We start from the raw sequence: 12,675 nt of genomic DNA on the forward strand, positions 1-12,675 counted from the left end.
GTAAGAGAATGTCCTTGACATTGATCTCGTGAATAACCTTGCGGGTGTGTTTCGTTTTATGTACTCTCCGTCGTCCGCATGAGCAACCTGACCGGAAAATAGTGACCATGTCTGATTTGAGAACTGATGCACTCGCCTATCACGCCAACCCGCGTCCAGGCAAACTGAGCGTTGAACTGACCAAGCCGACCGCGACTGCCCGCGATCTGGCTCTGGCGTACAGCCCGGGTGTAGCAGAGCCGGTGCGTGAAATCGCCAAGGATCTGGAAAACGCCTACAAATACACCGGTAAGGGTAACCTGGTTGCCGTTATCTCCGACGGTACTGCCATTCTGGGTCTGGGTAACCTCGGCCCGCTGGCGAGCAAGCCGGTTATGGAAGGCAAGGGTGTTCTGTTCAAGCGCTTCGCTGGCGTTGACGTATTCGACATCGAAGTTGAAGCTGAAAGCCCGCAAGCCTTCATCGATACCGTCAAGCGTATTTCCTGCACCTTCGGTGGTATCAACCTGGAAGACATCAAGGCGCCCGAGTGCTTTGAAATCGAACGTGCTCTGATCGAGCAGTGCGACATTCCGGTATTCCACGATGACCAGCACGGTACTGCGATCGTAACCGCAGCCGCGATGATCAACGCGCTGGAACTGGCCGACAAGGCCATCGAAGACGCCAAGATCGTCTGCTTGGGTGCTGGTGCTGCTGCTATCGCCTGCATGAAGCTGCTGGTCAGCATGGGCGCCAAGACCGAAAACATCTACATGCTCGACCGCAAGGGCGTGATCCACGCTGGCCGTGATGATCTGAACGAGTACAAGGCCATCTTCGCCACCGAGACTGACAAGCGCACTCTGGCTGACGCCATGAAAGGTGCTGACGTATTCGTTGGTCTGTCTGGTCCGAACCTGCTGCAACCGGCTGAACTGAAGCTGATGGCTGAGAACCCGATCGTGTTCGCTTGCTCGAACCCGGATCCGGAAATCAACCCTGAGCTGGCTCACGCTTCACGTCCTGACGTGATCATGGCCACCGGTCGTTCTGACTACCCGAACCAGGTTAACAACGTTCTGGGCTTCCCCTTCATCTTCCGTGGTGCGCTGGACGTTCGCGCGACCCGCATCAACGAAGAAATGAAGATCGCTGCGGTTCACGCTATCCGCGAACTGGCCAAAGAGCCAGTGCCGGAGTACGTTTCCGAAGCATACGGCGGGATTGCTCTGGAATTCGGCCGTGAGTACATCATTCCGAAGCCGATGGACGTTCGTCTGATCGAGAAGGTGCCGGCCGCTGTTGCCCAGGCTGCCATCGATTCTGGCGTCGCCACGCTGCCCTACCCGGCGCACTACCCGCTCAAGTCGGTCGAAGACTGCATCTGAACGGCAATGTGTTGAAAAAACCCGCTTCGGCGGGTTTTTTTGTGCCTGTGTGTTGGCCTCAGAGAGCAGGCTGCTCCACGCTGATCTCGACCCTGCCCTGATGCAGCGTCCCTCGCAGCAGGCTGCCGGGCGGAGCGGCGTCAGCATCGAGCAAGGCCTTGGCGACGGCCGGCTCAAGGTGATGGCGAAAGCTGCGGGCCATGGCGCGGGCGCCGAACCGGCGGTCGTAGCCGCGGGCCCCGAGCCAGTCGCGCAGCACAGGGTCCAGCACCAGTTGGACCTGATGGCGGGCCAGGCGTTGGTTCAGGTGCGCCAACGCCAGTTCGACCAACTGCTGCAACTGGTTGCTGTGCAGTGAGCGGAAGCGAATGCGGTGATCGAGCCGGTTGAGAAACTCGGGGTCGAAGCGTTGCAGCAGCGCTCGTTGTTGCACCCGTTGCTGCAGCTGGTCGCGCCAGCGTGCTGGCAACAGCCGCCCCCATCCCTGCTCGAGTTGTTGCACAGAGCCAGCGCCCAGGTTGCTGGTAAGAAAGATCAGGCTGTTACGAAAATCCAGCGTGCTGTTGCCGGCGCTGAGTCGTAACTGGCCGTTGTCGAAGATGTTCATCAGCGCGCGGATCACCGGGTCGCTGGCCTTTTCCAGTTCGTCGAACAGCACGATGCCGGGTCTGCCGAAGCTGCCTTCGATGGCCTCGCGGTCGAACAGGGTGGTGCCCTCCTTGCTGCCGACGTAACCGGGTGGAGCGCCGGTCAGCGAGGCGGCGTAGTGCTCTTGCGCGAGGGTGTTCATGTCGATCCGGCACATGGCGTCGGCCCGGCCGTGGATTGCTTCGGCCAGCAGGCGCACGGTCTCGGTCTTGCCGACGCCGGTTGGGCCAAGCAGCAGAAATACCCCGAGAGACTTGCGCGGGTCACCGAGTTCCGCCTTGACCACGGCTAGGCTGTCGCTGATTTCTGCGAGGGCGTCGTCCTGGCCGATAATGCGTTGCTGCAGCAATTGCACAACACGCGCAGGTTCAAACAGGAAGCGGCTGGCGCGGGTGGGTGGCGATTGCTGCAGGTTATGTTGCTGGTTCTCGGCCAGCAGGTCGTTGATAAAGGGCATGGTGTCGGCCGCGTCACTGCAGGCGGGGCGCCGTAACTGACGCCCCGGTGTGGTCAGAGTCCGGCTTCACGTTCCTTGCCGGGGTGGGGCAGCTCGCCAACCGGGCAGTCGGCGACGCCAATGGTCTTGCGGGTCATGGCTTCGACGTTGTCACGTGCTTTCTCCGCGTCCAGGACCCAGGTGCGATAGAACTCGAATGGGCAGTCAGCTACGCCGCGGTCGCCGTCGCCGGAGTTGTACATGCCGGTGTAGCCGCGGTGCAGCAGCTTGAACAGATGGTTTTGTGATTGATCGTTGGCGCGTGCATCACGAATCTGCGAGACCGACAGCTGGGCGTACTGCACGCCCATGTCCTCCTCGCCGCATTCACCGAGCGTGCGGCCATCGAAGCCGATGATCGCGGAGTGGCCAAAGTAGCTGTAGACGCCGTCGAAGCCGGTGGCGTTGGCCACGGCGACATAGCAGTTGTTAGCCCAGGCCATGGTCTTGGCCATCATTACCTGCTGGTCCTTGGCCGGGTACATGTAGCCCTGACAGCGCACAATCAGCTCGGCGCCCTTCATCGCGCAGTCACGCCAGATTTCCGGGTAGTTGCCGTCGTCGCAGATGATCAGGCTGATCTTCAGGCCTTTCGGGCCTTCGCTGACGTAGGTGCGATCGCCCGGATACCAGCCTTCGATCGGACACCAGGGAATGCACTTGCGGTACTTCTGCACGATCTCGCCCTGGTTGTTGATCAGTACCAGCGTGTTGTACGGCGCCTTGTTGGGGTGCTCCTCATGCCGCTCGCCGGTCAGCGAGAAAATGCCCCAGGTGTTGGCCTTTATGCAGGCCTCGCTGAAGATCCGGGTCTCGTCGCCGGGCACGGTGGTGGCGGTGGCCATCATTTCGTCGCCGTCGTACATGATGCCCATGGTGCTGTACTCCGGAAACACCACCAGGTCCATGCCCGGCAGGCCCTGCTTCATGCCGATGATCATGTCGGCGATCTTGCGCGCGTTGTCGAGCACCTCTTCGCGGGTGTGCAGGCGCGGCATCTTGTAATTGACGACGGCCACACCAACGGTATCGGGACTGCTGGAAATATCTCCGTGACGCATGGGTAACTCCTTCGTTGTGGTTACGTTGCAGTTAGTTGCGCCCGATGCCGAGCTTGTCGACCCGATAGCGCAGTTGCCGCAGGCTGATGTTCAGGCGCCGTGCGGCTTCGGACTGGTTGTTGTTGGTCTGCGAGAGCATGGCGCGAATGCGGTCGGCCTCGTCTTCCTGCACCCAGTTGTAGGAACGCCCGTACTGCCGGGGGGTGCTGTCGCCGGGTGCCGGGGCGGCGGCCTCGGCGGTGGCCTGTGGCTGACGGTTGCCGGGGATCGCGATCGAGCTTTCCGACGCCAGCGCCTGACGCAGCTTGTCGGCATCAATCAGCTCCTGATCGCTGGTCAGCGAGGCTCGCTCGAGTACGTTCTGAAGCTGGCGGATGTTGCCGGGCCAATCGAAGTTCTCCAGCACGGAAAAGGCGTCGCCACCGAGGCTCCAATTGCGTTCGTAGTGATGGTTCAGTTCGTTGAGAAAATGCAGTGCCAGTTGGCGAATATCTTCCTGGCGTTCGCGCAGCGGTGGCAGATGGACCGGCACCACGTGCAGGCGATAAAACAGATCCAGGCGGAAAGCGCCCTGGTTGACCGAGGCTTGCAGGTTGACGTGGGTCGCGGTGATCACGCGGAAGTCCACCGAGATCGGGTCGTGACTGCCGATCGGGTCGACCTTCTTCTCCTGCAGCACGCGCAGCAGCTTGGCCTGCAGCGACAGCGGCATGTCGCCGATCTCGTCGAGAAACAGGGTGCCGCCGTCGGCCTGAACGATCTTGCCCTGCTTATTCTGCGACGCACCGGTGAAGGCACCCTTGGTGTGTCCGAACAGTTCGGACTCGAGCAGGTCTGCCGGAATGGCCGCACAGTTGATGCAGATGAACGGCTTTTCCCGGCGATCGCTCTGCTGGTGAATCATCCGGGCGAACTTTTCCTTACCGGTACCAGACTCGCCAAGCAGCATCACGGGGGCATCGCTGTGGGCGACTTGAATCGTTGAGCGCACGGCGTCCATCAAGGCCGGACTGCTGCCGAGAATGCCGTGGGCGAGGCTTTGTTTGAGCATGCCCTCGACCGCAATGCTGTGGCGCAGACTCTGGTTTTCCTTGACCAGGTGCTCGGTCTGTTCGACGACAAACTGGTGAATGCGCAGCACCTGACCGATCATCGCCGCTGCGACGCGCAGCAAGCTGATATCTTCGTCAAAGGGGCGCTCGTGCATGCCTTCGCGTTGCACCGAAAGCACGCCAATCGGGGTGCCGGATTCAAGAATCGGCACAGCGATAAACGCCATGCGGCCGCCGCTGTGGTGTGACAGCTCGGTGATGCGGCGGACAAACAGGGGTTCGTCGTTGACGTCCGGCACCAGACCAATCGAGCCGGTACGCATGACGTAGCCGGTCACGCCTTGATTGATGTCGACGTTGAAGCGGCCGGCCTTGAGGTCATCGACCGACAACCCGTACGAGTACTTCACCTGCAGCGACTGAGAGTTTGCTTCCGGCAGGCTGACGCGCCCGCAGTTCAGTCCATAGAGCTGAGACAGCAAACGCAGGATGCCCTGAATGGTGCGCGGGGCATCCAGAGGTTTCTCGAGTAGCTTGGCCATCTCCAGAATGACGACTAATTCGCGCTTCATCATCTGTTGGGCTGTCCGTTTCTGTATGGCATTCAAGATGAACAGGTCCTCCGCGTTGGTTTGATGTCCACGCGACCTGTCATCGCTGTACTGCTGACTGGGTAAGCGGTCTATACCGAGCCTGATCTAGTGGCTGATCATCCAGGGTCGTCGTGGACCAGACTGTTGTTTGAGGGCAGGAGGTTCTCCCTCCTTGCGTTTGGTGTGCTGGCAACTACCGGAGCTGCAACAACTGTGCCCGTGGCTGACCCTGGGGGCGTGGGCGCTGCGCTCGTTGGTCTCGTGCGCCTTGCGCTGATGGGCGCTGAGAGTCTGCAGGCGTGGTGCGCTGATGCGGCGCTGCATGGGCTGCGAGCAGATCGGGCAGGCGCGTGGCAGGTTGCGCTCGCTGCTTGGCAGCAGCGCTTCGAAGGGTCCGCAGTCAGTACATTCAAAATCGTATAGAGGCATTTTCTGCTCCTGGAAAGTGCGACCTGAAGGGTGTGGCCCGACCATGCTGGTGCGGGCCACTGCTGTGCTATCAGCCTTTCCAGAGGGCTGTCGGTACTTCCGGGCTGCTCACCGCGATGGTCGGTCCTTCGGCGTTCGGCATGATGTCGAAGTCGAAGATTTCGGTCGGAATCCAGATGGTGGCGCAGACGTTGGGCACGTCGACGATGCCGCTGATATGGCCCTGCACCGGCGCGGTACCAAGCAGCGAGTAGGCCTGGGCGCCGCTGTAGCCGAACTTCTTCAGATACTCGATGGCGTTCAGACAGGCCTGACGGTAGGCAACGTGCGCGTCCAGATAATGCTGCTTGCCGCTTTCGTCGACCGAGATGCCTTCGAAAATCAGGTGCTTCTTGTAGCTCGGCGCCATATCGCTCGGCTGGAAGATCGGGTTCTTCACGCCGTATTTCTTACAGCCGTCCTTGATGACGTTGACGCGGATATGAATCCAGCCAGCCATTTCGATGGCGCCGCAGAAGGTGATTTCGCCGTCACCCTGGGAGAAGTGCAAATCACCCATCGACAGGCCGCCACCCTTGACGTAGATCGGGAAGAACACGCGTGAGCCCTTGGTCAGATCCTTGATGTCGCAGTTACCACCGTGTTCGCGGGGCGGTACCGTGCGCGCACCTTCGGCGGCGACCTTGGCGGCTGCATCACCGGTGGCGCGGCCGACGTGGGCGGTCGGTGCGTAGGGCGGGTTGGCCAGCGCCGGTACGCGATCCGGGTCGGTATCGATCAGCGCTTGCTCGCGGCTATTCCATTCATCCAGCAGCTCCTGTGACGGCAGGCAGCCGATCAGGCCAGGGTGCATCAGGCCGATGAACTCGACGCCCGGGATATGGCGCGACTTGGTGTAAATGCCGTTGAAGTCCCAGATGGTTTTGCGTGCTTCCGGGAAGTGCTCGGTCAGGAAGCCGCCGCCGTTTTCCTTGGCGAACACGCCATTGAAGCCCCACATCTGATCGGCAAAGGCGCCGATGTCGAGAATATCGACGACCAGCAGGTCGCCTGGCTCGGCACCTTCGACCGCAATCGGGCCGCTGAGGTAATGCACCTTGCTCAGGTCGACGTCGCGCACGTCTTCGGCACTGTCATTGTTACCGATCTGGCCGCCGGTCCAGTCCATGCATTCGACAATGAAATCAGAGCCGGGCTTGACCGTAGCAATCATCGGAACGTCCGGGTGCCAGCGGTTGTGGATGTTGTCGTGCTCCTGAGGGCTCTTGCTCAGATCGATCTTGATCAGTGTTTCAGCCATGACGGGGATTCCTCTGCGTCGTCGGGTGGTTTGTCAGGCCGATGGGCGGCCCGTGTCCAAGCCAGAGCAGAAGCCGTGCCAGCTTTGTAATGTTTTTAAATATGCATATAAATCAATTGCTTATGTATTTTCTGTGTGACTTTGTCAGTTGTTCGTACCGATGCGAATGACAATGTCAAAGGCCGGCGGCTGACATTGTCATGACATTGTTAAATCCGCTTTGTCATTTCTGCGCTATCGGAGCTGACATTGTTTGTCAGATGGCCTTCTTTTGGGGTTGGTGGGTATTTTTAACTTAATGATATGTAAGGGGTTTTAGTGATTTCTTAGGGTGATTTGGCAATCCGGTCAGGGCGGCTGGCACAGTGGTTGCTGTGGGGCTTGTGACAGGCGCGGCGGGCCGGGGAGAAGGGTTCGCCAGTCGGTTCTACTCACACTAAGGAGATTCACCCTATGCAAGACTCAAAACGCAGCAAGCCGGCCTGGAAGCGCCGGATACTCGGTCTGGCGCTGAGTACCGGTCTGGGCTTCGCCAGCCTCGCTGGGGCAGCAGACATGCCGACCGCGCAGGTCAACACGACCGGTCTGGCGGTGACCGATGACACGGTCAAGGTAGGTATTCTCCACTCCATTACCGGCACCATGGCAATCAGTGAAACCGGTTCGGTAGAGGCAGAGATGCTGGCCATCGAGCAGATCAACGCCATGGGCGGTGTGCTGGGTCGTCAGATCGAAATCATCCAGGAAGACGGCGCCAGCGACTGGCCGACCTTTGCCGAGAAGGCCCGCAAGCTGCTGGTTCAGGATCGCGTTGCCTCGGTTTTCGGCTGCTGGACCTCAGCCTCGCGCAAGGCCGTACTGCCGGTCTTCGAGAAAGAAAACGGCATGCTCTACTACCCAACCTTCTATGAAGGGCTCGAGCAATCCAAGAACGTGATCTACACCGGCCAGGAAGCGACCCAGCAGATCATCGCCGGTCTCGACTGGATCGCGCAGGAGAAGGACGCCAAGACCTTCTATCTGGTCGGTTCCGACTATATCTGGCCGCGCACCTCCAACAAGATCGCCCGCAAGCACATTGAAGACGTGCTGGGTGGCGAAGTGGTTGGCGAAGAGTACTACCCGCTGGGCAACACCAACTTCGGTTCGCTGATCAACAAGATCCGCCTGAAGAAGCCTGACGTCGTTTACTCCAGCATCGTTGGCGGTTCCAACGTCGCCTGGTGGAAGCAGCTCAAGGCCGCCGGCATCACTGCTGACCGCCAAACCATCATGACCATCTCGGTAACCGAGGACGAAGTACTGGGTATCGGTGGCGAGAACATGGAAGGTTTCTACTCCGCGATGAAGTACTTCCAGTCGCTGGACAACGAAAACAACCAGGCTTTCGTCGAAGCGTTCAAGGCGCGCTGGGGTGAAGACAGCGTCATCGGTGACGTGACTCAGGCCGCTTACCTGGGCCCATGGCTGTGGAAAGCAGCGGTTGAGAAGGCCGGCAGCTTTGACGTCGACGCCGTGGCTGCAGCTTCCGCCGAGATTGAGCTGACCACTGCGCCTGAAGGCTACGTCCGCGTTCACCCGAACCATCACCTGTGGAGCAAGCTGCGGGTTGGTCAATGGGGTGCTGACGGTCAGGCCACCGTGGTTTACGAGTCCGACCTGATCGAACCGAATCCCTTCCCGGAAGGCTACCAGTAAGACGTCCGTTTGAAGTGATGCAACAGGGTGCGGTCCAGGTGGCCGCACCCGTCCGAAGTCGAGGGTCTGTTGACATTTCGTTCACGCGCCTGCCGGAGGCCATTTTTCGGTCAGGCAAGGCGGAGGGAGCGAGGTGTGGTCGCTCCACACAAGCGACCGACAACGCAGCGTGACCGAAAAATGGCCCGGGCCCTTCGGGTTGCGCCTGTAAAGCCGACACTCGGCGTCACTCGTCGCTTATTTGGAATGACCAAACTACGCTCCTCGCTCCTTGATTGTCGGCTTTACAGGCTGCAACAGGCGGGCGAACGAAACGTCAACAGACCCTGGGAGAGCAATTATGGGCGGATATTCAAGTCAGGAGCTCGTGGCCATTTTCGTGATGCAAGGATTCAGTGGCCTGAGTCTGTTCTGCGTCTTTCTGCTGATGGCCCTCGGGCTGGCGATCATCTTCGGGCAGATGGGCGTGATCAACATGGCCCATGGTGAATTTCTTACGCTGGGCGCCTACATCACCTGGATGGTATCCAAGCTGGCCACCGAGACCTGGCCCTGGATGCAGCAGTTTTACTTTCCGCTGGCGGTCCTGCTGGCGTTCCTTGGGACTTTCATTCTTGGCTATCTGGTCGAGATGCTGTTGATCCGGCGGCTGTATGCACGCCCGCTCGATACGCTGCTGGCGACCTGGGGTCTGGGGCTGATCCTGCAGCAGATTTACCGTTCGACCTTTGGTCCGCGCGAGGTCAGTGTCGTCATGCCGGATTGGCTGATGGGCTCCTGGGCGCCGACCGACATTATCGATATTCCGCTTAACGGCCTGTTTGTCATGGGTATCACCGCGCTGATGACGGTGCTGGTGGTCATCCTGCTGTACCGCTCGCGTTGGGGTATCAAGGTACGTGCTACCACGCAGAACCGGATGATGGCCAATGCCGCGGGTATCAATACCCAACGGGTGGACCGTTTCACCTTTGCGCTTGGTTGCGGTATCGCCGGTGTTGCGGGTGCGGCCTTTACCACTATCGCCTCGACCGGCCCGACTACCGGCTCGCTGTATATCGTCGACACCTTCCTGGTAGTGGTGTTCGGTGGTGCTGCCAGCCTGTTCGGCACTGTGGTGTCGGCCTTCGGTATTGCCCAGTCGCAGTCGATTCTCGAGTTCTTCCTCAGTGGTTCCATGGCCAAGGTGATCACCTTGCTGACCGTGGTCGCCATTTTGATGTTCCGTCCCCAGGGACTCTTTGCAAGCAAGGTGCGCCGCTGAGCGGCGTGCTGGCTGGAGGTTATTGATATGGAAAAATGGATAGCAGCATTTGGGGGGCGGCAACGCTTGCTGCAGTTGCTGGCGCTGGCCGTCCTGCTCATGGTGATCCTGCCGCTGACGCTGGACATCTTTCGCCTGAATCTGGTCGGCAAATACCTGACCTATGCCTTCGTTGCGGTGGGGCTGGTCCTCTGTTGGGGCTACGGCGGGATTCTTAGTCTGGGGCAAGGGGTGTTTTTCGGGATTGGTGGCTACTGCATGGCGATGTTCCTCAAGCTGGAAGCGTCCAGCCCGGAGAACACCGCGATTCAGAGTACCCCGGGTATTCCTGACTTCATGGACTGGAACCAGATCACGGAGCTGCCGCTAGGCTGGATGCCGTTTCACAGCCTGACACTCACCGTCTTGTTGATTCTGACGGTGCCGGCGTTGGTTGCTTTCCTGATCGGCGCGGCGATGTTCAAACGTCGGGTCGGTGGCGTGTATTTTGCGATCATCACTCAGGCGATTGCCTCCATCGCCACCATTCTGATCATCGGTCAGCAGGGCTATACCGGCGGCATCAACGGTATTACCGACCTGCGCACCATGCTGGGGTGGGATATTCGTCCAGACAGCGCCAAGTACCTACTCTACTTCCTCTGCTGCATCCTGTTGATCGCCTGTTTGCTGGTGGGGCAGTTCGTGTTGAACAGCCGCTACGGCAAATTGCTGATCGCCATGCGCGACCAGGAAGACCGGGTGCGCTTCTCCGGTTACGACGTTGCCAACATCAAGATCTTCGTGTTTGCGCTGGCGGGCGTGTTCTCGGCGCTGGGCGGCGCGATGTTCGCACTGCAGGTTGGCTTTATGTCGCCGTCGTTCGTCGGCACGGTCGCCTCTATTGAGATGGTGATCTTCTGCGCGGTTGGTGGACGCCTGTCGCTGATCGGTGCGGTCTATGGTGCGCTGCTGGTTAACCTGGCCAAGACGCTGCTGTCGGAAAGCTTCCCGCAGCTGTGGATCGTGTTCATGGGCGCATTGTTCATCGGCGTGGTGCTGCTGTTCCCGCAGGGGCTGGCCGGTATCTACGAGGACTACATTCGTCCACAGGTCGCCAAGCTGTTCGCGCGGAAGCGGGGCGCGGCGACGGAAGAAGACAAGTCGGTTGCACAGGAGGCGCGCTCATGAGTTCTCCCATTCTGCTGGCCATTGAAGACCTGACGGTCTCGTTCGATGGCTTCAAGGCGGTCGACGGCCTGAACCTCTATGTCGAGCGTAACGAAGTGCGGGTGGTGATCGGCCCGAACGGCGCTGGTAAAACCACGCTGCTGGATCTGATCTGCGGCAAGACCAAAGCCTCCGCCGGCTCGATCAAGTTCAAGGACACCGAACTGACCAAGCTGGTCGAGCATGACATCGTCAAGGCTGGGGTAGGGCGCAAGTTTCAGACCCCGTCTATCTACGAGAACCTGACGGTGCGGGAAAACCTCGAGTTGTCGTACCCGAAGGGCCGCAACGTGTTTGGCAGTCTGTTCTTTAAAGTCACCGAACAGGTCAATGCTCGGGTAATGGAGGTTGCTGGCGAGATCTTTCTGAGCGATCGCCTGGATACCAGCGCTGGCCTGCTCAGCCACGGCCAGAAACAGTGGCTGGAGATCGGCATGCTGCTGATCCAGGATCCGGAACTGTTGATGCTGGATGAGCCGGTCGCGGGGATGAGTGTCTCCGAGCGCGAGGCGACCGCGGAGTTGCTCGGACGCATAAGCCAGAACCGCTCGGTGATTGTGATCGAACACGACATGGACTTCGTGAAGGACATTGCCCACCGGGTCACTGTTCTCCATCAGGGCAAGTTGCTGGCTGAAGGCAAGATGGATGAAGTGCAGGCAAACGAAAAGGTCATCGAGGTTTACCTCGGCCACTAACTGCAAAGGAGCATGAACATGCTGAGCGTACGTGATCTGCGGGTCAGTTATGGCATGAGTGAGGTTATCCACGGTATCGATCTGGACGTGGGTGAGAATGAGACGGTAGCGATCATGGGGCGTAACGGCATGGGCAAGACCACGCTGTTCAAGTCACTGATCGGCATGATTCCTTGCAGTGGCGGGGAGATCAATTTCAACAGCAAGGAGTTGTCCAAGCTGCAGTCCTACCAGCGGGTGGCCAGTGGGGTGGCTTACGTCCCCCAGGGGCGAATGGTGTTTCCGACACTGACTGTAGAGGAGAACATCATGGCCGGCCTGGAGGTGACGGGGCGGCGCAAGGTGCCGGACGACATCTATGAGTTGTTCCCGGTGCTGTTGGAGATGCGCCATCGCAAAGCGGGTAACCTTTCGGGTGGTCAGCAGCAGCAGTTGGCAATTGGCAGAGCGCTGGCGGCCGATCCAAAGATCCTGTTGCTGGATGAGCCAACAGAGGGAATTCAGCCTTCGATCATCAAGCAGTTGGCGACCACGCTTAATGAGATCAAGCAGCTGCGCAAGATCAGTATCGTGGTCTCCGAGCAGGTACTGAGCTTTGCGCTCGCGGTGGCCGACCGGATGCTGGTGATCGACAAGGGCAAGATTGTCCATGAGGCGGTAGGTGAGCAAATCGACAAGGACCATATCAGTCGCTATCTGTCGGTCTGAACGCCTGCGTCTCGCAGGGCAAAACCCGGCTTTCCGCAAGGAAGCCGGGTTTTTTAATGCCTGGGCGAAAATAGGGCTTGACGTCAAATCTGACGGGCCTATAATTCGCGTCCTCGTCGGGCAGGATGCTTCGCTTAAAGCGCTTATTA

The 12,675-nt window shown here is 59.4% G+C and carries 11 protein-coding genes; 6 read left to right on the forward strand and 5 right to left on the reverse strand.

Annotated elements, in window-relative coordinates:
- Nucleotides 1–107 precede the first annotated feature (107 nt).
- A complete protein-coding gene (locus AAFM31_RS14075) occupies nucleotides 108–1,370 on the forward strand; it encodes a malic enzyme-like NAD(P)-binding protein (RefSeq protein ID WP_341708557.1) in 1,263 nt (420 codons plus the stop codon).
- A 58-nt stretch (nucleotides 1,371–1,428) separates the two neighbouring features.
- On the opposite strand, the gene AAFM31_RS14080 is transcribed toward AAFM31_RS14075, so the two are convergent.
- The 5 genes from AAFM31_RS14080 to fmdA form a co-directional block, all read right to left on the reverse strand.
- Complete coding sequence (locus AAFM31_RS14080; RefSeq protein ID WP_341708558.1) at nucleotides 1,429–2,475, reverse strand: AAA family ATPase; 1,047 nt, start codon at nucleotides 2,473–2,475, stop codon at nucleotides 1,429–1,431.
- Nucleotides 2,476–2,528: 53 nt separating this feature from the next.
- Nucleotides 2,529–3,575 (reverse strand): aliphatic amidase, encoded by a 1,047-nt coding sequence (locus AAFM31_RS14085; protein WP_341708559.1) that lies wholly within the window; start codon nucleotides 3,573–3,575, stop codon nucleotides 2,529–2,531.
- A 31-nt stretch (nucleotides 3,576–3,606) separates the two neighbouring features.
- Complete coding sequence (locus tag AAFM31_RS14090; protein WP_341708560.1) at nucleotides 3,607–5,202, reverse strand: sigma 54-interacting transcriptional regulator; 1,596 nt, start codon at nucleotides 5,200–5,202, stop codon at nucleotides 3,607–3,609.
- 123 nt (nucleotides 5,203–5,325) lie between these two features.
- Nucleotides 5,326–5,649, reverse strand: coding sequence for a zinc ribbon domain-containing protein (locus tag AAFM31_RS14095; RefSeq protein WP_341708561.1), 324 nt, complete (start codon nucleotides 5,647–5,649; stop codon nucleotides 5,326–5,328).
- Between the two features lie 70 nt (nucleotides 5,650–5,719).
- Nucleotides 5,720–6,949: a formamidase gene (gene fmdA, locus AAFM31_RS14100; protein ID WP_341708562.1), complete on the reverse strand. Its 1,230-nt coding sequence runs from the start codon at nucleotides 6,947–6,949 to the stop codon at nucleotides 5,720–5,722.
- Between the two features lie 555 nt (nucleotides 6,950–7,504).
- Between fmdA and urtA the strand changes: the two genes are divergently transcribed.
- The 5 genes from urtA to urtE all read left to right on the forward strand — a co-directional run bounded on the left by urtA (nucleotide 7,505) and on the right by urtE (nucleotide 12,526).
- Entirely contained in the window at nucleotides 7,505–8,647 is a 1,143-nt protein-coding gene (gene urtA, locus AAFM31_RS14105) for an urea ABC transporter substrate-binding protein (RefSeq protein ID WP_341708571.1), read from the forward strand.
- Between the two features lie 340 nt (nucleotides 8,648–8,987).
- On the forward strand, nucleotides 8,988–9,911 hold the full coding sequence (gene urtB, locus AAFM31_RS14110; protein ID WP_341708563.1) for an urea ABC transporter permease subunit UrtB: 924 nt from the start codon (nucleotides 8,988–8,990) through the stop codon (nucleotides 9,909–9,911).
- Between the two features lie 27 nt (nucleotides 9,912–9,938).
- Nucleotides 9,939–11,081, forward strand: coding sequence for an urea ABC transporter permease subunit UrtC (gene urtC / locus AAFM31_RS14115; protein WP_341708564.1), 1,143 nt, complete (start codon nucleotides 9,939–9,941; stop codon nucleotides 11,079–11,081).
- Nucleotides 11,078–11,818, forward strand: coding sequence for an urea ABC transporter ATP-binding protein UrtD (gene urtD / locus AAFM31_RS14120; protein WP_341708565.1), 741 nt, complete (start codon nucleotides 11,078–11,080; stop codon nucleotides 11,816–11,818). The genes urtC and urtD overlap by 4 nt, the downstream gene beginning before the upstream one ends.
- 18 nt (nucleotides 11,819–11,836) lie before the next feature.
- On the forward strand, nucleotides 11,837–12,526 hold the full coding sequence (urtE, locus tag AAFM31_RS14125) for an urea ABC transporter ATP-binding subunit UrtE (RefSeq protein ID WP_341708566.1): 690 nt from the start codon (nucleotides 11,837–11,839) through the stop codon (nucleotides 12,524–12,526).
- The last annotated feature ends 149 nt before the right edge of the window (nucleotides 12,527–12,675 follow it).

This window comes from Halopseudomonas sp. (genome assembly GCF_038130085.1).
Taxonomy (GTDB): Bacteria; Pseudomonadota; Gammaproteobacteria; order Pseudomonadales; family Pseudomonadaceae; genus Halopseudomonas.